Below are 23034 nucleotides of genomic sequence, written 5' to 3'. Positions count from 1 at the left end.
CATCGACGTTCACTGCAGGAACCCGCAACCATGCACACCTCCGGCTCGCTCTATGGATTCCTGGTCATCGGCGGCATGCTCGCGGTCACGCCGGGGCCGAACATGGTCTACGTGATGTCGCGCTCGATCGCGCAGGGGCGCACTGCCGGGCTGATTTCGCTGGCGGGCGTGATGGTGGGCTATCTGTTCTACATGTTCGGCGCCGCGTTCGGGATCACGACACTGTTCCTGAGCGTGCCGTACGCGGGCACCGTGCTCGGCGTGGTGGGCGCCGCGTATCTGCTCTATCTCGCGTGGCAGGCGGTCCGGCCCGGCGGCCGTTCGCCGTTCGAGGTGAAGACGCTGCCGAACGAGCAGCCGCTGCGGCTGCTCGCGATGGGCGCGACGACCAGCGTGCTGAATCCGAAGCTCGCGATGCTGTTCGTGTCGCTGCTGCCGCAGTTCATCGATTACCGGCAAGGCAGCGTGTTCGGCCAGTCGCTGTTTCTCGGTTCATTGCTGATCGCGGCATTCGCGTCGGCGAACGGACTGGTCGCGATCTGCTCGAGCGGCATCGCGAAGTTCCTGCACGGGCGTCCGGCGCTGCTGCTCGCGCAGCGCTGGGCGATGGGGGCGGTGCTGGGCGGCCTCGGCGTGCAGATGCTCGTCGAGGCGTCGAGCATGGCGGGCGTGGCGTGATGCGTACGGCAGGTCGCGGATCGGACGAAGTCGTGCCCGGCACGCGCCGCCCGTCCTGAAGCAACGCTCGTTGACGGCAGGCGACACGCAGCGCCTGCCGTCACGTTCACACGATCGCGCGATCCTGGGCGATCCTGTGCGATCGCAGCCGCCTGCAGCCCACCCGCGCGCATCACGCGGCAATCGCCTGCTGCCGCCGCGCTTCGAGCTCGCGCACGAGCGGCAGCACGCGCTTGCCGAAGTACTCGACTTCCTCGATGAAATGCAGGAAACCGGCGAGCACGAGATCGACACCGATCGCCTTCAACGCGACGATCCGCTCGGCGATCTGTTGCGGCGTGCCGATCAGGTTCGTGCGGAAGCCGTCGTTGTACTGCACGAGATCCTCGAACGTGGATTTCGCCCAGTTGCCCTCGCCTTCCGGCGACGCGCGGCCGGCCTCCTTCACCGCATCGCCGAACGCATGCACGGCCTCGACATGGGCGTGCCGGATGATGTCGTCGAGCACGGCCTGCGCCTCTTCCTCGGTGTCGCGCGCGATCACGAACGCGTTCACGCCGATCCGCACGCGATGATTGTTCGCGGCGGCCTTCGCGCGGATGTCGTCGATCTGCGCCTTCAGGTTCTCGGGCGTATTGCCGTTCGTGAAGTACCAGTCCGACACGCTGGCCGCGTTGTCGCGTGCCGCGCGCGAACTGCCGCCCTGGAAGATCTCCGGATGCGGTTTCTGCACGGGCTTCGGGCTCAGCGTGTAATCGTTGAAGCGGTAGAAGTCGCCCTTGAACGTGAAGTTGTCCTGCGTCCAGATCCCCTTCAGCGCCTGGATGAACTCCTTCGAGCGCCGATAGCGTTCGTCGTGCTCGAGCCACGGCTCGCCGATCGCGGTGAATTCGCCCTTGAACCAGCCGCTGACGACGTTGATCGCGATGCGTCCGTTCGAAATATGATCGATCGTCGCGAGCTGCTTCGCGACCACGGCCGGATGCCAGGGCCCCGGCAGGATCGCCGCGAGCACCTTGAGTTTCGTCGTCGCATGCAGCAGCGCCTGGCTGAACGAGACCGACTCGTGCTGGTATTCGGCGCCGTAGCCGGCCGTGAAGCGGATCTGGCTCAGCGCGTAGTCGAAGCCGGCTGCCTCGGCCGTGCGCGCGAGCGTCTGGTTGTATTCGAGACTCCAGTCGGTACGCTGCTCGATCGTGCTGACGACGAGGCCGCCGCTGACGTTCGGCACCCAGTACGCGAATTTGATGCCGTCGGCCGAAGGTTCGTGAATGCTCATGAGTGGTCCTGATCGAAGGAAGAAACGGAAGACGGGAAAGACCGGCTACGCGGCCGCGGCGGCAAGCGCGCGCGGACGCAGTTGCGGCACCGCACGGTCGACCGCGAGCGCGATGCGTGCGCGCAATGCGGGGTTCGCGATCTCGTAGCGGTCGAAATCGCTTTCGGCTGCGTACACGCCGATCGGCAGCGTGCGCGCCTGGAAGAAGCTGAACAGCGGCCGCAGCTGATGGTCGATCACGAGCGCGTGGCGCTCGCTGCCGCCGGTGGCCGCGAGCAGCACCGGCACATCGACCAGCGACTCGTGATGCACGAGGTCGAACAGGTGCTTGAAGAGCCCCGTGTACGACGCGCGATACACGGGGCTCGCGACGACCAGCGCATCGGCCGTCTCGATCGCGCGGATCAGCGCGTCGAGATCCGGCGGCACCTGCGCGCGCTTCAGCGCGCCGGCCAGCCGGCTGCCGATCTCGCCGAGTTCGATCAACTGCGTGTCGATCGGCAATGCATCGCCGAGCGCGCCGACGATCGCGTTCGTCAGTGCCAGCGTGCGTGACGGCCGTTGCAGGCCGCCCGAGATGGCGACGACGTTGAAGGTGTTGCTCATGCCATGCGTTCCCGTTGTCGAGCTGCGCGTTGCCGCGCCGATACCATGTCGGGTTCGCAAGGAGCGTGCCACTGTCGACGACGACGCCATCGCACCGATCATCTGCATCACGAATTTTCTTTCGATCGCCCGCCGGGCATGGCTTGCGCGGTCATATAGCCGGCCGTGGCAAGCGTTCCGGAAATCACGTCACATCGATATTCCGCAGCGCGATGAACCGGGGGAAACAGCCGTGCTGATGCGCTGCTGCTCAATCAGCAGTGTCGCGCCCTCCAGTCGTTCGATAGCAACGCTCATGGAGCGTCGCAGTCGAACGCAATCGTGTCGAATTCGCTGTCACGGCGACACATTCCCGCGCCGTTGCATCCTGCGCAGCAATCCCGCTTTCGATATCAGAAATCGATGTTTCCCGTGCGGTGCAAAACCCTGAACACTCTGCTGACCGGGGCAGCAACCGAACCGCGGCGCCCGTCGGCGCGGATCCGGCCCGTTCGATCGACTCACGCCTTCATCGCCATGACTTCCCTCTTTGCCACGCCGCGTCCGGTCAATCTTCGTGTCGTCACCGCACAGCCGGACGAAGCGCGCGCCCGGTCGAGCGGCGCGCCCGTTCTCACCCTGTCCGCGCACCCCGCACCGAACCGCGCCCGCGCGCACGTGTTCGTCGATCCGCGTTCGCTCGCGCTGCTCGAGCGCGTGCGGCTCGTCGCGCCGAGCGACGCGAACGTGTTGATCGTCGGCGAGACCGGCACCGGCAAGGAGCTGATCGCGCGCCACGTGCACGACGCCAGCCATCGCGGCAACGGGCCGTTCGTCGCCGTGAACTGCGGCGCGCTCTCCGACACGCTCGTCGACAGCGAACTGTTCGGTCATGAGAAAGGCGCATTCACGGGTGCGGCCGGCACGAAACCGGGCTGGTTCGAGGCCGCGAACGGCGGCACGCTGTTCCTCGACGAGATCGGCGACCTGCCGCTGTCGATGCAGGTCAAGCTGCTGCGCGTGCTGCAGGAGCGCGAAGTCGTGCGGCTCGGCTCGCGCACGGGCATCCCGATCGACGTGCGCGTGGTGGCCGCGACCAACATCGACCTGCAGCAGGCGGTGGCGGACGGACGGTTTCGCGGCGACCTGTTCTACCGGCTCAACGTCGTGCGGCTCGACGTGCCGACGTTGCGCGAACGGCCCGGCGACATCCTGCCGCTCGCGCGCCACTTCTTCGACGCATACCGCAGCCGCCTCGGCAACGGGCCGCGCAGCATCGATCCGCGTGCGGCGCGCCGGCTCGAAGCGCATTCGTGGCCCGGCAACATCCGCGAGCTGGAGAACGTGATCCATCACGCGCTGCTGGTGAGCCGCCACGATGCGCTGCAGGACACCGACCTGAACCTGTCGTCGTCATGCGTGCCGGTCACGGCCGCGCGGGAAGCGGCGACGCGGGTGCCCGCCCAGGAATCGCTCGAACTGGCGCTGTGCGCGCTGTTCGACGAGGCGCACGAGAACCTGTTCGAACGCATCGAGGACACCGTGATGCGGGTCGCGTTCGACTTCAGTCACCGCAACCAGATCCAGGCCGCGCGACTGCTCGGCATCAGCCGCAATGTGCTGCGTGCACGGCTGATTCGCGCGAAGGCGATCGCGGCGGTCAAGTAAGCGAACGCGCCCGGCGGCGCTTCCGCGATGCGGGCGGCGGTCACGCCGGCTCGCCGCAATTCGTTTGCGGTGGGGGCGGTGATGCCGATGCGAAGCGCGACCGGGCCGACAGGAACGGCAACCGGCGCGCAACGAGCTTCCTTGCCGCTTGCCGCTTGCCGCTCGGTACTCAGTACTCGGTACTCGGTACTCGGCACTCGGTGCACACCTACTTCCCGCCCCCACCGCCCCCGCCACCAAGCAGCGACGTCACCGGCGCCAGCGGATTCGCCGCGGAGCCGGCGCCCGATCCCGCGCTGCCCGTTACACCGCCAAGCGTGCCGGTCACCGTCGAAACGAGATTCGTCACCGGCGCCAGCGGGCTCCCCGCGCCGGCACCTGTGGTGCTGCCGAGCGCGCCGGTCAGCGACCCGAGCGGTGTCGATCCGAGTCCCGACAGCAAGCCGCCGAGCGGCCCCGACGCGCCTGACCCGCTCGGCGGACCGTTCTTCACGGTCGCGACCGACGCGCCCGCGACGCTCACGATCAGGCCCGGAATCGGCGCGATGCCGTTCGGGCCGTTGTAGTTGACGAGACCGCCCGCGTTCGTCACGGTATCGCCGACCGCGCCCACCAGCCCGCCTGCCGTGCCGACCAGCTGACTCGCCGGGCCGACGGCCGGTTGCGCGGCAACGGTCCCCAACCGCCAGCCCGCCGTCGACACCGCGCCGCCGACTTGCCCGAGCAGGCCCGCTACCGGTTGACCGAGGCCCGTCGCCGCGCCGATCTGCTGCGTGGTCCGGCCGGCCGTGAGCACGAGCGGCGTGACGGCCGAGCTGATCGGTTGCGTGACCTGCTGCACGGGGCCCGACGACAGCGTCGAGCCGACCGTGCTGCCCGCCGCACCGAGACCGCCGGCCACCGTGTCGAGCACCGCGCCGACGCGGGTCGTGACCGGCGCGAGCGGCGCCAGCGGTCCCGCGCCGAGCGCGCGTACGGTCTGTGCCAGCCCCGCCACCGGATTCGCGGTCGCACCGACGACGTTGCCGAGGCCGGCGACCGTCGTGCCGACCGGATCAGCCGTCGAACCGATCTGCCCGAGCCCGTCACTGAGCGCATTGGCGGCCGCGCGCGAGATCGTGCTGACGCTGGAAATCGTGTCGCCGGCGCTGCGCGTCGCTGCGTTGCCGAGCCCGGGCACCGTCACGCCGCCGGCGGTCGAGCCGACGGCGATGGCGAACTGGCCCGCCGTGCTGATGACGCCATTCGTGCCGGATGCGCCGCTCGTCCCCCAGCCGCCGTCGGTCACGCCACCCGAGCCGGGTCTGCTGTCGGCGACGGCGCCGCCGTTGGTGCTGCCGGCCGCGCTCGACCGCGCGGTCGCGTCGTTGCCGCCGCAGGCGGTCAGCACGCCGGCCGCGGCCAGCACCGCGACGGACGTGAACATGCGGGTTCGATACATGGTGGTCTCCTCGCGGTCCGGGCGATGGAACTTTCGAATCAGGACCGGGGAAACAATCAGCATTTTCCATGCCATTGGCACGCGCCAACGCGCCTTCCCGCCGCCAGGCCGGCATCCGCGCGCGCCTGCCCGTGCTCACGCTCGATACGTTTCGGGCCGATGCGCGGCGCTGTTATCGTTACATTCGTGCTACGAATGCTTCGATGTTACGTAACGCCGATCGTGCCGCACGCCGTTTTCGGATCGCAGCGCCTACCATTCACAGTCCGTCGCCCGGCCGGCACCGCATGCGTGCCGCCGGGCTCCGTCCCACCGTCAGGAAACCGTCGCCATGAAAAAGCTCGTGAACCACCCGTCCGATGTCGTGCGCGAAATGCTCGAGGGCATCGCGCGGCAATCGCCGCATGTCGCGATCCTCGGTGACGAGCACGTACTCGTCCGCCAGCCGCTGCCCGAGCCGTCGCAGCGCCCCGTCGCGATCCTGTCCGGCGGCGGCAGCGGCCACGAGCCCGCGCACGGCGGCTATGTCGGCGAAGGGATGCTGAGCGCGGCCGTCTGCGGCGAAGTGTTCACGTCGCCGTCGACCGACGCCGTGCTCGCCGCGATCCGTGCGAGCGCCGGCCCGAACGGCGCGCTGCTCGTCGTGAAGAACTACACCGGCGACCGCCTCAATTTCGGGCTGGCCGCCGAACTCGCGCGCGCCGAAGGCATTCCGGTGGAGACGGTGATCGTCGCCGACGACGTGTCGCTGCGCGGCCGCGTCGAGCGCGGGCAGCGGCGCGGGATCGCCGGCACCGTGCTGATCCACAAGCTGGCCGGCGCCGCCGCCGCGCGCGGGCTGCCGCTTGCGCGCGTCGCGGCAATCGCGCGCGAGGCGGCGGCCGAACTCGGCACGATGGGCGTCGCGCTCGACGGCTGCACGATCCCCGGCGCCGACAAGTCGGGATTCAGCCTCGCCGACCACGAGATCGAACTGGGCCTCGGCATCCATGGCGAGAAAGGCGTCGAACGCACCGCGCCGATGCCGGCCGACGCGCTTGTCGAGACGTTGCTGTCGAGCATTGTCGCCGACCTCGTGCTCGATCGCGGTGACCGCGTCGCCCTGTTCGTCAACGGTCTCGGCGCGACACCGGACATGGAACTGGCGATCGTGCTGCGCGCCGCGTACGACAACCTGGGCCGCCGCGGCATCACGGTCGCGCGTGCCTGGGCCGGCACCTTCCTGTCCGCGCTGAACATGCCCGGCTGCTCGATCTCGCTGCTGCGGCTGAACGACGAACGGGCTGCCCTGCTCGACGCACCGACGCAGGCGCGCGCATGGCCCGGCGGCGGCACGGTCAACGCGCAGATTCGGATGACCGCGGCCGCTGCGCACGACGAGCCGCTGCCGCCGCTCGACGCGGCCGGTCGCGCATGGGCCGCGCGGCTGCAGCCGGCGCTGCATGCGGTCGCGCAGGCGTTGCTCGACAACGAGGCGACCCTGACGGAACTCGACACGGCCGCCGGCGACGGCGATCTCGGCGCGAGCATGCAGCGCGCCGCGCAGGCGATCCTCGCGCTGCCGGAAGCCGCGTACGGCACGCCGGCCGGCACGCTCGCGGCGCTGGGCGCCGCGTTGCGCCGCGCGATCGCGGGCAGTTCGGGACCGTTCTACGCGACCGCGCTGCTGCGCGCGTCGCGGCGCCTCGGCGATGCTGCCGAGCCGTCGGCGCGCGACTGGGCCGCGGCATTCCGCAGTGCGGTGGATGCGATCAGCGAACTCGGCGGCGCCCGCGCCGGCGACCGGACGATGCTCGACGCGCTGGTGCCCGCCGCCGATGCGTTCGACCACGCACTCGACCATGACCGCGACCCCGCGAGCGCATGGGCGGCCGCCGTGGAGGCCGCGGAACACGGCGCACGGCAGACGGCCGGCATGACGCCGCGTGCGGGACGGGCGAGCTATCTCGGCGAACGCGCGATCGGCACGCCGGACGGCGGCGCAATGGCGGTCGCGTACTGGCTGCGCGCGTTGCTGCCGCACGTGCGGTAGGCGGGGATTCGGGCGATGCGCCGGCCTCGCGAGCCGGCGTTTGCCGGGCGCGATCTCCCGGTCGAACAAGACGGCGTGGTCCGATCGAACCATCGGGTTGCAGCGCGGCATCACGGCCCTCCCACGCTCACAACCTTACAGTTTGACCCGCCCCGTGCCCGCCGCCTAAATTGCTCGTTGCAGGCCGCACCCCGGTGGGCGGCGTGACACCCAGGTGACAAAACCGATAGTTTGCTATCGAATGTTTTTGCCCCTATCATCTCGCCCATGACCAATCTGCACGACCTCCGCCTCGCCGTCAGCAGCCTGCTGGTGCTCACCGCGCGCAAGTGGCGCCGCACGAGCGACGCCGTGCTGACCGCGTACAACGTGTCCGAAGCCTGCGCGACGCCGCTGCTGATCGCCGGCCGCCTCGGCGAAGGCGTGCGCCAGGGCACGCTCGCCGAACACGTCGGCATCGAGGGACCGTCGCTCGTACGCCTGCTCGACCAGCTGTGCGCGGCCGGCCTCGCCCGCCGCGACGAGGATCCGCACGACCGCCGCGCGAAGACGATCTCGCTGACGACCGCCGGCCGTGCGGTCACCGCGAAGATGGAAGAAGACCTGCGCGTGCTGCGCGCCCAGGTGCTCAAGGGCGTCACGCGCGCCGATCTCGAAGCGACGCTGCGCGTCCTGAATGCGTTCAACGCGGCCGATGCGCAGCATCCGGCGTCGCGTTCGTCCCACCCCGCCGATTCCGCGTCATGACCTATCCGAGCCTTCGCGACTGGCTGTTCTCGGGCAAGACGTTCGCCGCGTCGATGCTGGCGCTGTACCTCGGCCTGTATTTCCAGCTGCCGCGCCCTTACTGGGCGATGGCGAGCGTCTACATCGTGTCGAACCCGTTCGTCGGCGCGACGCGCTCGAAGGCGCTGTATCGGGCGCTCGGCACCGCGCTCGGCGCGGCCGCCGCGATCCTGTTCGTGCCGCCGTTCGTCGAGACACCGTTCCTGTTCAGCATCATCGTCGCGACATGGTGCGGCACGCTGCTCTACCTCGCGATCTCCGACCGCACCGCGCGCAGCTACGTGTTCATGCTCGCCGGCTACACGATGCCGCTGGTCGCACTGCCGACGGTGACCGATCCGTCGACGATCTTCGACGTCGCGATCGCGCGGACCGAGGAAATCGTGCTCGGCATCGTGTGCGCGAGCGTGGTCGGCGGCGCCGTGTTCCCGAACCGGCTCGCGCCGACGCTGATCGAGCGCACCGACGCATGGTTCAAGGACGCCGCGTTCTACGGTCGCGAGACGCTGTCCGGGCACATCGCGGGCAAGGCGCTGTCGGCGTGCCGGCAACGCCTCGCCGCGACCATCACCGGCCTCGAATTCCTGCTGAGCCAGCTGAGCTACGATCATGCGCACCCGCGCGTGCTCGCCCGTGCGCAGGCGCTCGCGGGCCGGATGCAGCTGTTCCTGCCGCTGATGTCGTCGCTCGCCGATCCGCTGATCGCGCTGATGCGCGACCTGCACGTGCGACCGCCGGCGCTCGACGCGCTGCTCGCCGACGCCGCGAAGTGGTTCGACGCGCCGCTGCCGGCCGTGAAGGCCGGCAGCGACGGCGACACGGCCCACGATCCCGTCGCGGACAACCTGCGCGAGCGCATCGCCGCGATGCAGCCCGCCGACAGCGCGCTGACGAGCTGGGACGGCGCCCTGCTGTCGAATGCGCTGTGGCGGCTGCACCAGGTCATCGACATCTGGCAGGACTGCCGCTCGCTGCGCGCGCTGATCGCGAACGAGTCGGGCGTCTGGCAGCCGCGCTACCGGCACTGGCGGCTCGGCGGCACCGAGCGCTTCTTCGATCGCGGCATGATGCTGTTCTCGACGCTGACCGTCGTGCTCGCGATCGTGTTCGCCTGCTCGCTGTGGATCTCGTCCGGCTGGCACGACGGTGCCGCGGCCGTCACGCTCGTGGCCGTGTCGTGCAGCTTCTTCGCCGCGCTCGACGAACCGGCGCCGCTGGTGTTCAAGTTCTTCCTGTCGACGGCCGCGAGCGTCGTGTTCGCCGGGCTGTACCTGTTCGTCGTGCTGCCGCACGTGCACGACTTCGCGATGCTCGTGCTGATGTTCGCGGGGCCGTTCATCCTGATCGGCACGCTGCTGCCGCGCCCGCAGTTCAACATGGTGACGATGCTCGTCGCGGTGAACACCGCCACCTTCATCAGCATCCAGAGCGCATACGACGCCGACTTCTTCGTGTTCCTGAACAGCAACCTCGCGGGCGTCGCCGGGCTGCTGTTCGCGTACGTGTGGACGCGCGCGACGCGTCCGTTCGGCGCGGAACTCGCGGTGCGGCGCCTGCTGCGCTCGGGGTGGGAGGACGTCGCGCGCTCCGCGTCGACGCAGCCGCTCGACGACCAGCGCAACCATGCGTCGCGCATGCTCGATCGCGTCACGCAGTTGCTGCCGCGCCTCGGCGCGTCGGACGACCACCGCCATCCGTCGATCGAGAGCTTCCGCGACCTGCGCATCGCGCTGAACGCGCTCGACCTGCGCCGCGCGCGCCGCAAGCTGACGGGCGACGTGCCCGACGCGATCGACCGCGTGCTGGCCGGCGTCACCGATCACTACACGCGCTGTGCGACCGAGAATGCGCGCCAGCCCGCGCCGCCGGCGCTGCTCGCGTCGATCGACGACGCGCTGCAGCGCGTGGCCGGCCGCAACCTGCCGGGCGCGTCCGCCGCACCGGCGGACGACGGCACGACGCCCGCCGCCCCCGCCGCGCCGACCACGCCCGCGACGCACCGCCGGCTGCGCGATACGCTGCACGCGCTCGTCGGCCTGCGACTGTCGCTGTACCCGGCCGCGTCCGCGCAGCCGCCGCAAGCCGCACCGGACGGAGCACGCGCATGATCCCGTTTTCCAACCTGTCCTACCGACCGCGACCATGATCGGCGAAATCGACATCTTCGGCGTATTCGTGCCGGCTCCGCTCGTGCTGATGCTGATCGCCTACCTGATCAACATCGTCGTGCGGGCCCTGCTCGAACGCGTCGGCTTTTACCGCCTCGTCTGGCACCGTTCGATCTTCGACCTCGGCATCTACGTGTTCGTGCTTGCCGCGGTCGTCATCGTGTCTCACCATCTCGTGGCTAGCTAACCGTGAAAAAAACCTGGCTCTCGGCAGGGCAGATCCTGCTTACCCTGATCGTCGTCGTCGTGGCCGCCCTCGTGCTGTGGCGGATCATCAACTACTACATGTTCTCGCCGTGGACACGCGACGGCCACGTGCGCGCCGACGTGATCCAGGTCGCGCCCGACGTGTCGGGGCTCATCACCGCGGTGCAGGTCGCCGACAACCAGGAGGTGAAGCGCGGCCAGGTGCTGTTCGTGATCGACCAGGCCCGCTACACGCTCGCGGAACGGCTGGCCGAAGCGACGCTCGCGCAGCGCCGCGCGACGCTCGCTCAGGCGAAGCGCGAATATGCGCGCAACCTGCAGCTCGGCAACCTGGTCGCGAGCGAACAGGTCGAGGAAAGCCGCACGCGCGTCGAGCAGGGCGAAGCCGCCGCCGCCGATGCGCAGGTGTCGCTCGACACCGCGAAGCTCAACCTGCAGCGCACGACGATCGTGAGTCCCGTCGACGGCTACCTGAACGACCGCGCGCCGCGCGTCGGCGAATACGTGCCGGCCGGCCGCGCGGTGCTGTCGGTCGTCGACCGCAATTCGTTCCGCGTCGACGGCTACTTCGAAGAAACCAAGCTGCGCGGCATCCACATCGGCCAGCCGGTCGATATCGTCGTGATGGGCGAGCCGCATCCGCTGCGCGGCCACGTGCAGAGCATCGTCGCCGCGATCGAGGATCGCGACCGCACGCAGGGCGCGAACCTGCTGCCGAACGTGAACCCGGCTTTCAGCTGGGTTCGGCTCGCGCAGCGCGTGCCGGTGCGCGTCGTGCTCGACGAGGTGCCCGACGACTTCCGGATGATCGCCGGCCGCACCGCAACCGTCGCGATGCGCACCGACACGCGCCACGACGACACGGCGAAGGCGACTGCCGGCGCTTCCGCGGCGGCGGCGACGACGGCTTCGGCACCCGCGGGCGCAAGCGCGACGGGAGCATCGCAATGAAGCGCCACGGCCTGCGCCTCGTGGCGGCACTCGCGCCGCTCGCGCTCGCACTCGGCGCGTGCAAGTCCGTCGGCCCCGACTACAAGCTGCCGCAGCAGGCGTACGTGAATGCGCCGCTCGCGAACCATGCGCTCGACGACGCGAACGGCACGCTCGTGTCGCGCGACGCGGTGCCCGGCAACTGGTGGCAGCTGTACGACGATCCCGTGCTCGACGAACTCGTGCGCGGCGCGCTGAAATCGAACACCGACCTGCGCGTCGCCGCGGCCAACCTCGCGCGTTCGCGCGCGGCGCTGGAAGTCGCGAACGAACAGGGCGGCTTCTCCGGCAGCGCGGAAGCGGCCGTGCAGCGCGCGCAGGAGTCGGCCGAACAATATCTGCTCGAAAACAAGCTGCCGGTCGTGAACGAAGGCGCGGTCGGCATCAACGTGTCGTACGAGCTCGATCTGTTCGGCAAGCTGCGGCGCGGCGTCGAGGCGGCGCGCGCGGACAGCGAAGCCGTGCAGGCGGCCGCCGACCTGGCGCGCATCACCGTCGTCGCGGACGTCGTGCGTGCGTACGTCGAATCGTGCTCCGCCGGCGACGAACTCGCGATCGCGAAGCAGTCGCTCGCGCTGCAGCAACAGCGCGTGAAGCTGTCGCAACGGCTGCGCGACGCGGGGCGCGGCAACCAGACCGACGTCACGCGCGGCGTCACGCAAGTGCGCACGCTCGCGGCCGACATCCCGCGTTTCGAAGGCCGCCGCAAGATCGCGCAATACCAGCTCGCCGCGCTGCTCGCGCGCTCGCCGGCCGACCTGCCGAAGGCGGTCGCCGAATGCGAGCGGCTGCCGAAGCTGCGCCAGCCGATTCCGATCGGCGACGGCGCCGCACTGCTGCGCCGCCGTCCCGACGTTCGCGAAGCCGAGCGTCAGCTGGCCGCCGCGACCGCGCGGATCGGCGTCGCGACCGCCGCGCTGTATCCGTCGGTCAGCATCGGCGCGTCGGCCGGCTCGGTCGGCGTCGCCGCCGACCTGTTCTCGTCCACCACGAATCGCTGGTCGTTCGGACCACTGATCAGCTGGTCGTTCCCGGTCAACGGCCAGCGCGCGCGCGTGCGCGAAGCCGAAGCCGCGACCGGCGGCGCGCTCGCGCACTTCGACGGCGTCGTGCTGAACGCGCTGCGCGAAACGCAGTCGAGCCTCGCGACCTATGCCGCCGACGTGCAGCGCACCGATGCGCTGCGCACGGCCTACGAATCGGCGCGCAGTTCCGCCGACGAAACGCACCGGCTCTATACGGCCGGCCGCGAGTCGTTCATCTCGGATCTCGATGCGACGCGCACGCTGACGAGCGTGCGCGCGCAAGTCGCCACGGCCGAAGGCCAGGTCGCCGCCGACCAGGTGAAGCTGTTCCTCGCGCTCGGCGGCGGATGGGAAGGCGATGTGGCGCCCGCTGCGGCGCAGCAGACGTCGGCAACGGGCGCACCGGCTGCTGCGTCGGGCGCTGCAAAGTAGGCGCGCGCGCGGGGCGGCACGACGTGCACGTCGCGCCTGCTGTCCCGCACCATCGTGCGCGGTTTCGCATGCCCGGTATGTCGATGCCGACGTCGCGCTTTACCTGCATTGCCGGTAAACTCGTCCGCGGTTTTCGTCATTCGCCGGCCGCCCGCCGGGCGGCCCATTTCCCGGAGAGTCATCATGCGAACCAGCGCCCGTAATCAATTCGCCGGCCAGATCGGCGCCGTCAAGCCCGGTGCCGTCAACGACGAAATCACGCTGCGTACCCCGGACGGCCTCGACATCGTCGCCGTGATCACGCACGGCAGCGCCGCGTCGCTGGGCCTCGCGGCCGGCACGAAGGCATTCGCGCTCGTCAAGGCATCGTCGGTGATCGTGATGGTCGACGTCGACAGCAGCAAGGTGTCGGCCCGCAACTGCGTCGCGGGCACCGTGTCGTCGGTCGCGAAAGGCGCGGTCAATTCGGAAGTCGTGATCAAGGCCGCGGGCGGCGCCGGAATCGTCGCGATCGTCACCAACGACAGCGTCGATCGTCTCGGCCTCGCGAGCGGCAAGGCCGCGTCCGCGATCTTCAAGGCATCGAGCGTGATCGTCGGGGTCGAGTGATCGTCCGGTCGACTGCAATGACGACCCGGCGTTCGCCGCGCCCGCAAGCGATGCGCAACGCCCGACCGGCGTGCAGGCGCACACGATGACGTCCGCGCTCGAGCACGCGCATGAACGCGTATTGCGATCGCTGCTGTCCGGGGCAGCCGACGCCGATTCTCCGGATGCACGTCTGTTCGGCGCCCTCGTTGCGGCACGTGCTTGCCGCAACGAACTCGCGCTGCTCGGCCTGCCTCCCTCCCGGTTGAGCCGCCTGCTTGCCCGCCAGTTTCCGCACCTGAATTCCATCGATGCCGCCGCGCTCGTGCCGGCGGTCGCGATCGCGGCGCTGCCGGCCGCGCACGCGCGGTTCGTCGCGACGCTGCACGCGCGGCTGATGCAGGATGTGCATTCCGCCGTCGCACGCGACGATGCCGACTGCGTCGCGGCCATCATCGCGCATGCGTGCCTGCGCCCCGATCACCTGTGGCGCGATCTCGGCCTCGACGGACGCGATGCGGTATCCGCGATGCTCGACCGCTATTTCCCCGCGCTCGTCGCACGCAATGTCGCTCAGCTGCGCTGGAAGAAATTCCTCGCGCAGGAAGTGGCCGCATCGCTCGACCTGCCTCCCGGGCCCGCCCCCGGATGCACGGGCTGCGAGGATTTCGGATTCTGCTTTCCCCGGGGACGATAGTCGCGGCGGCCCGCGCGGCTTGCCGACGCGCATCGCTTGACCGATCATGCGCGACATTCGTGCGCGCGTTTTCCCGCGCCTGCGTTCGATCGCACCGCCCACCGGAGGAACAGCCTTGACCGACTTTGCGAGCCCCAATCTGCCGTCGCGCGATTTCAAAGCCACGTCGCTTTTCTACGCGAAGCTCGGCTTCGTCGAAACCTGGCGCGACGACGGCTGGATGATCCTGAGACGAGGTGACGTACTGCTGGAATTCTTTCCGCATCCCGATCTCGATCCGGCCACGAGCTGGTTCAGCTGCTGTTTCCGGCTCGCCGACGTCGATGCGTTTTTCGACGAGGTGCTCGCTGCCGGCATTCCGGAGCAAACGACCGGCTGGCCGCGCGCGCATCGGCCGAAACGCGAGGCATGGGGCGGCACCGTCGGCGCGCTGATCGACCCGGACGGGTCGTTGATTCGGTTGATTCAGACGGACGACTGAATCGCGACCGGTCGCCCGAATCGATCGATACCGAAGCGGCGCGGCGGGCACGAAACGGCGGCACCATAAACGGTTACCTTGCGACGCGCATGGCACGCAGCGCGCGTCGTTCTCCCGTGCCGCGCGATCAGTGTCGATGGCGGTGGTGAATGTCCGGGAAATGCGCGTGACTGTGCGTGATCGGCAGATGCACGTGCGGATGCGTGTGCGGTTCATCGCCGTCATACGGAAAATCGTGCGTGTGCTGATGATGTTCGTCGTGCCGATGCCGGTGCGTATGCTCGAGCCGCTCATGCGCGTGCTCGTGTTCGTGCCGCTCGCGCACATGCAGCCAGATGCCGAGCGCCATCAGCGCGGCCGCGACCCAGAACGTGACGGACGGCAGCGCCGGCCAGATCAGCAACGACAGCACGACGCCGAACAGCGGCGCCACCGAAAAATACGCACCCGTGCGCGCACTGCCGAGATGCCGCAGCGCGACGACGAACAGTACGAGACTGATCCCGTAGCCGCCGAGGCCGGTCAGCATCGCGGCCGCCGCGGCCGGAACGGCCGGCAGCGCCGCGCCGGTCGCGAGCGCGATGCCGATGTTCACGGGCCCGGCGACCAGGCCTTTCACGCATGCGATGACCATCGCATCGTTCGCGGCGACCTTGCGGGTCAGGTTGTTGTCGATCGCCCAGCACAGGCATGCGCCGGCAATCAGCAGTGCGCCGACCGGCACGCCCGCGCGCCCCGGCACCCACGACAGCAGCGTGCCGCCGGCGACGATCGCGACCATGCCGAGAAACACCTGGAGATCCACGTTCTCGCGAAACACGACCCACGCGATGACCGCCGTCAGCACGCCTTCGAGATTGAGCAGCAACGCACTCGTTGCCGCCGGCGTGCTCGACAGCCCGAGCATCAGCAGCGCCGGACCCGCGACGCCGCCGGCCGCGATCGCGCCGGCGAGCCACGGCAGATCCGCGCGTTGCAGCGGCGCGGCGTCCTCGGCCGGCGCGCGGCGGCGGCGCAGCCCGCGCAGCAGCATCCCGACGCCCAGGCCGATCCCGCTGCCGAGATAGAACAGGCCGGCGACCATGAACGGCGACATCGCGCCGATCAGTGCCTTGGCGAGCGGCGTCGCGGCGCCGAACAGCGCGGCGGCGGTGAGCGCGACGAGAATCGCGGAATGTCTCGGGTTCATGATGCGGTCTTTGCGTAGGGCGTTGCGCATATGGAATCGGCAGGTTTCACGGGATGCGGTGGCGCGTACGGTTTGCCGGTGCCTGTCAATTTCGGGGTATGTCGGACGCGTTGCGCGGGCTTTCAGGTACCTGTCGCGTCATGCGCTGTCGACAATGCATGCCGGCCCGGCGATTCGTGTCGGGGAGATTATCGCGTTTGCGTGACGGATCGCCAACTGACGGACGGGCGGCGCCGGCAGCGGCGGCGGCGCGTCCGGACATCACACGTCGGTCTCTCGAATACGGCCGCACTTCGCGTCTGACGACAGCTCGCGCGACACCTATTCGCGTGTGTGCGCATCCGGGTTTCATCTGCATCCCGATTAAATCAGGAAAACGAATTATTTTGACGGAACATGCGGGATGCACGTCGGTTACTCATTCGATGACGCGCGCGTCGACCATTTGTCCGCAAGCATGGATGCACAGTCGCGCGGGACGCCCGTCTCCGAAACGTTTGCCGGGCGGGGCAGCGCAGTGAATTAATGATGTACGCGGCCCCTGCTCGATGCCCGGTCGCCATGCTCGCTCGACGTGAGCAATACCGTGCGCAAGCCGCGTCCGCCAACGCGCTTTCGTCGTCGGTTCGATTGGCAGTTCGATGCTGATTGGGTGAGACTGACTGGCTGTGCCGCCAGCGGAGGCAGTCCCGACCTGCCCCGGATGGGGACAGGTCGGTCTGTCATGTGATGCGCTGCCTGCGCGGGGCAGGCAGGCCGTCACCGCGCGGTCGCGCGGCGACGCATCGCGTGTTACTCGCTTGCAGCCGTTTGCTGCTCGGCCTGCGGTGCTGCGTCGGCCGGTGCTTCCGCGGTCGCCGGCTGCGGCGCGGCGTCGTCGGCCTGCGCGTCCGCCTTCGGCTGCTGCGGGGCGCCCTTCGCCGCTTGTGCGCCGCCCTTGTTGCCCGGACGGCGCGATTTCAGCCGGCGCGCGCGCGCCGCGTCGTCGTGCGTCACGCGCCCGACTTCGTTACCTTGCAGATCGACCCGCACCGCGTCTTCGACGAGACACGACCAGTAACGATTGCCGCGGCACCACGTCGACATCGCCTCGCGCAGCTCGGCTTCGCTCAGGCCGACGGCTTGCGCCTCGCGGGCGAGGTCGTCCCAGATACCGACCTTCAGCGGCACCTTCGGGGCCGGATTCTTCGGGAACGCGCGCGGGAACCGGCGCTGCAGTTTGCCGATCGCGACGATGACCGGATCGACCGGGGTCGACGGCTTCGACGGCTTCGCCGAAGCGGGCTTCGCGCCGGACGACGCTTTGGCCCCGGCACCCGATTTGGCCCCACGAGCGGGCCGGTCGCCGGACTTCGGCTTCGCGCCTGCGTCCGGTTGCGTAGCCGGTCGCTTCGCGTTGCGCTCCTGCTTGGCCTTTGCTGCGAGCTGCGCCCGCAATTCGGCAAGTTGTTCAAAACCCATAAATTCAATCCACCAGGAATATAAGGTGTGGTTCGTGCGGCCCTTCCGCACATCGGCGTTCGCCGCATCGCCTGCGGCTCGTCTGCCACCGATGCGGCTCACTGCGGGGCCGCATCGCCACCATCACTGTTTCAGGCACCCGGCCACGATGCCGGACAAAGGCAGGAGTGGAAGTATACCGGTACGCGCGGCAGTCGGTTGACTCACCGGTTCGCATTTGACGGCCCCGGGTGGGCAAGCAGTGTGTCCGCGCAGTCGTGTTGCGCATTATGGCTGCGTTTTCAACAGGTATCGACACACGCGTCACGTAGTGTCGCTTGCGGCACTTTCGCGCGCCAGTACACCGGTCACGCAACGCATCGGTTATTCCACAGTGCGAAATGGCGAGCGGGCGAGCGATGGTTCGGGCAGCGAAGACGTCGACGCCTGCGGATTTGTGCTGTCCGGGAGTCCGGGCTTTCGCATACGATCCGCACGACGTGGCGGAGTGCGTATCGATCGCTGCCGACATTCTATTAGTTGCGTCCGCATCGATCGTCGATCGTACGATGCCATCGAAAAATGCGTAGTATGGCCGGATCGACAGCGTCGGCAGCCTGCCGTGGCCGGTTTCACAACCCGCTGCTCAGCCGACGACATCGCTGTTGAATGCAAAGAGACCCCGGTTGTATGACACGGAGCGGAGACATGAATCCCCGACACGACCTCCCGCACGACGGCATGACGCGCGAAGAGATTCACCATCGGCAGATCGACATGCGCGGCTATCGGCGCAGCGACGGCCTGTTCGAAGTCACGGCCTGTCTCGCGGACCGCAAGACGAGCGATTTCACGCCGCCGGGCGGCACGCGCACGGTCGCGGCGCTGGCCCCGATTCACGACCTCGGCGTGACGCTGGTCTTCGACGCCGACATGATCGTGCGCGCGGTATCCACGTTCATCCGGTCGCATCCTTATGCGCAGTGTCCGGGCGGCGGCGACACGCTGCAGGCGCTCGTCGGGCTGCGCATCGGCGCGGGCTGGAACAGCGAGGTCCGCAAGCGCCTGCCGGCCTGCGACACGTGCACCCATCTGAAGGAGATCCTCGGTCCGGTCGCGACCGCAGCCTATCAGACGATGGTCGGCATGCGCCCATCGTCGCTGGATCAGCGTGATGGCGACGGAAAGCCGCTCAAGGTCGACAGCTGCTACGCGTATGGCGCTTCGCGCGATCTCGTGAAAAGCCTGTGGCCCGAATATCATCGGCCGCCAGTGTCGGCAAAGGCTGACTAGGGCATCGACATTCCATTGGTGCCGCTGCCGCGAACGGAAATGGGGTTCGCAGAAGCGGGGTCCCGCGAACAGTGCGCATCGCCAGAGCTCGCTGCAATCGGGTGCCGCACAGCAGGCGTCGCGCTCCAGCCGTTGCGCGCAGCTGCGGCGCCGCTTCGGCCGGCTTGATCGCCGCTAATCAGAACACGCCGAGCGCAAGCCCTGCGGCCAGACCCGCGCCAATCTCCGCGCAGCGCGCGAGATCCTCGCTGTCGATCGTCTTCGGCGCGAGGATGCGCTCCGGCGTCTGCGCATGAGTGCAGACGATCAAACCCGGCGCCACATTCCTGAGCCGCCATCCGGTCGCGATCCGGTCGATCTGGCGCAGCGCGTTCTGCCCGTCGCTGCCGGCGCAGATCATCGCCGCATACGGGCGGCCGTTCACGCGATCGAGCGCCGCGTAATAGCAGCGATCGAAGAAATCCTTCATCAGCCCGGACATCGCGGCGAGATTTTCCGGCGTCGCGAACAGGTAGGCGTCGGCGGCGAGCACGTCGTCCGCGCTCGTCGCGTCCGCACGCTGCAACCTGACGTCGACGCCGGGTTGCTCGCGCGCGGCACCCGCGGCTGCTTCGGCCATCTGCTGCGTGCCTCCGGTCATCGTGTGATAGACGATCAACAGCGTCTTCATCGGTGTTCGCTCGCGTTCGGTTTCGTATGCGCCCGCCGCACGCGTCGGTACGGCTCAAACCCGTATGTCGACGCGTATGCCCGGGCCTACGTTTGCCGGTTGTCGAATGGCGCCGTCTTCGAGGTGGCGGATGTCGCTCACCTTGAGTATATCGACGCGCCTGTTCCGCTTCGCGCTTCGCACGACGCGCGGTCAGTCCTGCCCGTTACCCGACGCACCTGCCTGGTCCGCACGCGCGTAGTACGCAAGAAACATGTCGGCAGCCGTTTCCGCGACCTTCTGCTGTTCCTGCGCGCCGAGCGGCGGCTGGCCCATCGTCACCTGCGGCCAGAACGCGAACGCTTTCACGATCCCGTGCAGTTGATGCGCGGCGAACACGGGATCGGTCGCCGTCAGCCGGCCAGCGGCCGCGGCCGCACGAATCCAGACCGTCACGTCTTCTTCGCGCTCGCCCATGCGCTCGACCATGTCGCGCGCGCGCTCCGGGGAGTGGATGGCCGCACCGATCGCAACGCGTGCGAGTGCGAGGAACGCTTCGTCGTTCAGCAACCGCAATTTGCGGCTCAGCAGCGCGAGCAGTTGATCGCGCAGCGGCACGTCGGCGCAGTAGGCCGGCGCGCCGGCGGTGAGCGTCGCGTCCCACAGCTGATGCAGGATCGCCGCGAACAATGCTTCCTTGCCCGGGAAGTGGTTGTAGACAGTGCGCTTCGACACGTCCGCGCGCGCAGCGATGCGATCCATGCTGGTCGCGTCATAGCCGGCCGCGAGAAATTCGTCGATCGCCGCGGCGAGTATTGCCGCACGCTTTCGGTCGGTCAGGCGCTGAGGAGAAGTACTCGTATCCATACAAAAATTTTACACCGCGGAGTTTACTTTTCCCAGGGATAAACTACACTGCCCGGTGTACTTTCATTTCCGGACGAATCGACATGGCTTCGCCTCTCGTTTTTCTTCATCGCATACTGGGATTCGCTGCCGCCAGGCGCGGCCGCACGCTGTCCGGCGAATCGCCGCAGCACGACGGCGAGCGCTTCAGCAACGTCGCACCGCGACCGGTCGAAGGTTTCGGCAAGACGCTCGGCATCGCATGGAACATGCTGGTCAACAAGCCGCGCAACACGGTTCCGACAGGTGCATTGCCCATCGATTCACTGACGCGCGAACAACTCGACGCAGCCGCCGACCGCAGCCTGTATCGGCTGGGGCATTCGACGCTGCTGCTGAAACTGCGCGGCGAGTTCTGGCTGACCGATCCCGTATTTGCCGAACGCGCGTCGCCGTTCCGGCGCATTGGCCCCAAGCGCTTCCATGCGCCGCCGATTGCGCTCGAGGATCTCCCGCCGTTGCGCGGCGTGATCCTGTCGCACGATCACTACGATCACCTTGACCGCGACACCGTGCTCGCGCTTGCGGCCACCACCTGCGTGTTCGTCACGACGTTGGGCGTCGGCGACCGCCTGATCGAATGGGGTATCGACGCGAAGAAAGTACGCCAGCTCGATTGGTGGCAGAGCATCGACATCGACGGACTGACGCTGACCGCGACACCGGCACAGCATTTCTCCGGCCGCAGCCTGTTTGACGGCAACAGCACACTGTGGGCGTCGTGGGTCATCGTCGACGACGATCTGCGCGTGTTCTTCAGCGGCGACACCGGTTACTTCGACGGTTTCCGGACAATCGGCGAACGTCTTGGGCCCTTCGACGTGACGCTGATCGAGACCGGAGCATACGACCCGCACTGGCCCTACGTGCACATGCAGCCGGAAGAAACCGTGCAGGCGCACATCGATCTGCGCGGTCGCACGCTGATGCCGATTCACAACGGCACGTTCGATCTCGCGATGCACCGTTGGCAAGAACCGTTCGAGCGCGTCACCGCGTTGGCGATGGTGCGCGGCATCGAGCTGTCCACGCCCAGGATGGGCGAACGACTCGATCTGAATGAGCCACATCGCGGCGAACGGTGGTGGAGAACGGTCGATGAGCCGGCAAAGGCTCCCGCAACGAAGACGCGCCGGTGGCAGCTGTGCGCGTCGCAGGCGACGAAGTAGGTTCGCCGGCCGCGGCGGTTTCCGGGCGGAAACGTCGCGGCGGTGAATTCTTGTCGTGGTACGCGGCTTGGTTGCGAATTCTTTGATTGATGGTCGGCCAGCCCGGAAGGCAGACATCCGGCGCTGGCCGAGATATATACGGCCCGTCCAATGGTGGCGATGCGTTTCACCTTCTTGACGCAGATTCAGCAAACTCCCGATTCATCCGCACAGCGATAGACATTCGCCAAGCCCATCGTAGACGGTCATCCACGACCGCCTACAGATTCACCTTTCGCTCAACTCGGTCTTGGGGCGCCCCGTAAATTCAGCATCGGCCACGCGCCCGCTTCGATTTCTCCCGACACCTGCAGGTTCACAATCCGTCACCGCCAACGCAGCGCGTTGTCACGTGACAACTGGCGATGAAGAGGAGCCACCTCTATTGAATCTCCGTCGCTCTGTTCGGCGCGATGTTTCAGGTTGCCGGCATGTCGATCGAACCGCACGCCTACTCGGAGCTAAATCGTATTATTTACCACGAAACACGTTATTATCGATACGATTTTGCATCAGCCACCATTAGCTGAACTCAATCGCGTGCTCGAGATTCATTCGCCCCCATTTTACCGGCCGATCACGCTCATTTTGCGTGAAACAACATGAAGAAAGTGTCGCAACCCATTGCTGGACAAGGGTTTACAGAGACACCTCTTTTTGGAGAAATGTTTCACGGCCCGGCTAATTCCCATCATCTCGCATCGTCAACGCGTCTGAATTCGCCTGCAAAAGCCATTGTGTGAGAAGGATGCGCGACACGATTCCACTGCCAGCCACCATCGAATCCCACGCTGGCACGACAAAGTTTCGAATCTCTACCCTCTCCCCTTCCCGATCGTCGTTGCAACGAGAACGTTGATTCGCCCATATTATTGGGGCCACATCAACCACCACAAGAGACCCAATTGAAATGCCGTGCAAAGGGTGAGAGCACGCTGCCCGCTGGAATACCCAGCGACGCGCCAGCCTGCCCAACCAGCACCGATCACTCGCGCATCCCGCTCGCACAACACGCCCCTTGGAATGGAGATGCCGCAGCAGTATCAAGTCGGTCATTCCTGTATGAAGCCGCAGCGGTTGTCACGTGACAACCGCGCAACCCAAATAGCTTGTCCATCGGAGACCCGGCCCAATCGACCGCGGCCACTTCGCATATCGCGCGGATTTCGTTACGTTAACGACTTCTTCTTTGGCTTCGCAGACGCAAGCGAAATCCGCCCAGAATCGCCACGGACGTGGGTTGTCACGTAACAACCCACGTCGCCCTCAGCCTCAGCTCCAGCTCCAGCTCC

Annotated in this window: 20 protein-coding genes; 13 read left to right on the top strand and 7 right to left on the bottom strand. The window is 67.8% G+C overall.

The features are described 5' to 3' along the window. Window positions 1-30 precede the first annotated feature (30 nt). The gene (locus U5771_RS15520; RefSeq protein WP_322024789.1) at window positions 31-678 is read left to right on the top strand and encodes a LysE family translocator; all 648 of its coding nucleotides are present in this window, start codon (window positions 31-33) and stop codon (window positions 676-678) included. A gap of 172 nt (window positions 679-850) precedes the next feature. Here the strand turns inward: U5771_RS15520 and sfnG are convergent, their stop codons facing one another. Then, complete coding sequence (gene sfnG / locus U5771_RS15515; RefSeq protein ID WP_322024788.1) at window positions 851-1957, bottom strand: dimethylsulfone monooxygenase SfnG; 1107 nt, start codon at window positions 1955-1957, stop codon at window positions 851-853. A 45-nt stretch (window positions 1958-2002) separates the two neighbouring features. Further along, window positions 2003-2563: an FMN reductase gene (msuE, locus tag U5771_RS15510; RefSeq protein WP_322024787.1), complete on the bottom strand. Its 561-nt coding sequence runs from the start codon at window positions 2561-2563 to the stop codon at window positions 2003-2005. Between the two features lie 516 nt (window positions 2564-3079). On the opposite strand from msuE, the gene U5771_RS15505 reads away from it, so the two are divergent. Beyond that, a complete protein-coding gene (locus U5771_RS15505) occupies window positions 3080-4210 on the top strand; it encodes a sigma-54 interaction domain-containing protein (RefSeq protein WP_322024786.1) in 1131 nt (376 codons plus the stop codon). 208 nt (window positions 4211-4418) lie between these two features. Here U5771_RS15505 and U5771_RS15500 read toward each other — a convergent pair whose 3' ends face one another. After that, entirely contained in the window at window positions 4419-5651 is a 1233-nt protein-coding gene (locus U5771_RS15500) for a collagen-like triple helix repeat-containing protein (protein WP_322024785.1), read from the bottom strand. 331 nt (window positions 5652-5982) lie between these two features. Between U5771_RS15500 and U5771_RS15495 the strand changes: the two genes are divergently transcribed. The 9 genes from U5771_RS15495 to U5771_RS15455 all read left to right on the top strand — a co-directional run bounded on the left by U5771_RS15495 (window position 5983) and on the right by U5771_RS15455 (window position 15057). After that, entirely contained in the window at window positions 5983-7683 is a 1701-nt protein-coding gene (locus U5771_RS15495; RefSeq protein WP_322024784.1) for a dihydroxyacetone kinase family protein, read from the top strand. A 267-nt stretch (window positions 7684-7950) separates the two neighbouring features. Continuing rightward, window positions 7951-8430 carry a MarR family winged helix-turn-helix transcriptional regulator gene (locus U5771_RS15490; RefSeq protein WP_322024783.1) on the top strand — a complete coding sequence of 160 codons (480 nt, stop codon included), beginning with the start codon at window positions 7951-7953 and terminating at the stop codon, window positions 8428-8430. Then, a complete protein-coding gene (locus U5771_RS15485) occupies window positions 8427-10577 on the top strand; it encodes an FUSC family protein (RefSeq protein WP_322024782.1) in 2151 nt (716 codons plus the stop codon). The genes U5771_RS15490 and U5771_RS15485 overlap by 4 nt, the downstream gene beginning before the upstream one ends. 34 nt (window positions 10578-10611) lie before the next feature. Then, entirely contained in the window at window positions 10612-10824 is a 213-nt protein-coding gene (locus U5771_RS15480; protein ID WP_044849171.1) for a DUF1656 domain-containing protein, read from the top strand. A 2-nt stretch (window positions 10825-10826) separates the two neighbouring features. After that, complete coding sequence (locus tag U5771_RS15475; RefSeq protein WP_322024781.1) at window positions 10827-11795, top strand: HlyD family secretion protein; 969 nt, start codon at window positions 10827-10829, stop codon at window positions 11793-11795. Further along, the gene (locus U5771_RS15470; protein WP_322024780.1) at window positions 11792-13291 is read left to right on the top strand and encodes an efflux transporter outer membrane subunit; all 1500 of its coding nucleotides are present in this window, start codon (window positions 11792-11794) and stop codon (window positions 13289-13291) included. Before U5771_RS15475 ends, U5771_RS15470 begins: the two co-directional genes overlap by 4 nt. 183 nt (window positions 13292-13474) lie before the next feature. Beyond that, the gene (locus U5771_RS15465; protein ID WP_322024779.1) at window positions 13475-13900 is read left to right on the top strand and encodes a TOBE domain-containing protein; all 426 of its coding nucleotides are present in this window, start codon (window positions 13475-13477) and stop codon (window positions 13898-13900) included. Between the two features lie 85 nt (window positions 13901-13985). Further along, window positions 13986-14576 carry a nitrogen fixation protein NifQ gene (locus tag U5771_RS15460; RefSeq protein ID WP_322024778.1) on the top strand — a complete coding sequence of 197 codons (591 nt, stop codon included), beginning with the start codon at window positions 13986-13988 and terminating at the stop codon, window positions 14574-14576. A 115-nt stretch (window positions 14577-14691) separates the two neighbouring features. After that, window positions 14692-15057, top strand: coding sequence for a bleomycin resistance protein (locus U5771_RS15455; protein WP_322024777.1), 366 nt, complete (start codon window positions 14692-14694; stop codon window positions 15055-15057). 127 nt (window positions 15058-15184) lie between these two features. Here U5771_RS15455 and U5771_RS15450 read toward each other — a convergent pair whose 3' ends face one another. Both U5771_RS15450 and U5771_RS15445 read right to left on the bottom strand, forming a co-directional pair. Next, window positions 15185-16246: a DMT family transporter gene (locus U5771_RS15450; protein ID WP_322024776.1), complete on the bottom strand. Its 1062-nt coding sequence runs from the start codon at window positions 16244-16246 to the stop codon at window positions 15185-15187. A gap of 792 nt (window positions 16247-17038) precedes the next feature. After that, entirely contained in the window at window positions 17039-17707 is a 669-nt protein-coding gene (locus tag U5771_RS15445) for a ProQ/FinO family protein (protein WP_322024876.1), read from the bottom strand. 687 nt (window positions 17708-18394) lie between these two features. On the opposite strand from U5771_RS15445, the gene U5771_RS15440 reads away from it, so the two are divergent. Continuing rightward, the gene (locus tag U5771_RS15440) at window positions 18395-18979 is read left to right on the top strand and encodes a DUF2889 domain-containing protein (protein ID WP_322024775.1); all 585 of its coding nucleotides are present in this window, start codon (window positions 18395-18397) and stop codon (window positions 18977-18979) included. A gap of 178 nt (window positions 18980-19157) precedes the next feature. Here U5771_RS15440 and U5771_RS15435 read toward each other — a convergent pair whose 3' ends face one another. Then, the gene (locus U5771_RS15435) at window positions 19158-19649 is read right to left on the bottom strand and encodes a flavodoxin family protein (RefSeq protein WP_322024774.1); all 492 of its coding nucleotides are present in this window, start codon (window positions 19647-19649) and stop codon (window positions 19158-19160) included. A 192-nt stretch (window positions 19650-19841) separates the two neighbouring features. Then, window positions 19842-20495, bottom strand: a complete 654-nt coding sequence (locus tag U5771_RS15430) for a TetR/AcrR family transcriptional regulator (protein ID WP_322024773.1) — start codon at window positions 20493-20495, stop codon at window positions 19842-19844. A gap of 83 nt (window positions 20496-20578) precedes the next feature. On the opposite strand from U5771_RS15430, the gene U5771_RS15425 reads away from it, so the two are divergent. Continuing rightward, window positions 20579-21703: an MBL fold metallo-hydrolase gene (locus U5771_RS15425; RefSeq protein WP_322024875.1), complete on the top strand. Its 1125-nt coding sequence runs from the start codon at window positions 20579-20581 to the stop codon at window positions 21701-21703. Window positions 21704-23034 lie beyond the last annotated feature (1331 nt).

Source organism: Burkholderia sp. BCC1977, assembly GCF_905339595.1.
Lineage (GTDB): Bacteria > Pseudomonadota > Gammaproteobacteria > Burkholderiales > Burkholderiaceae > Burkholderia.
This window is presented reverse-complemented; position numbering and strand designations above follow the sequence as displayed.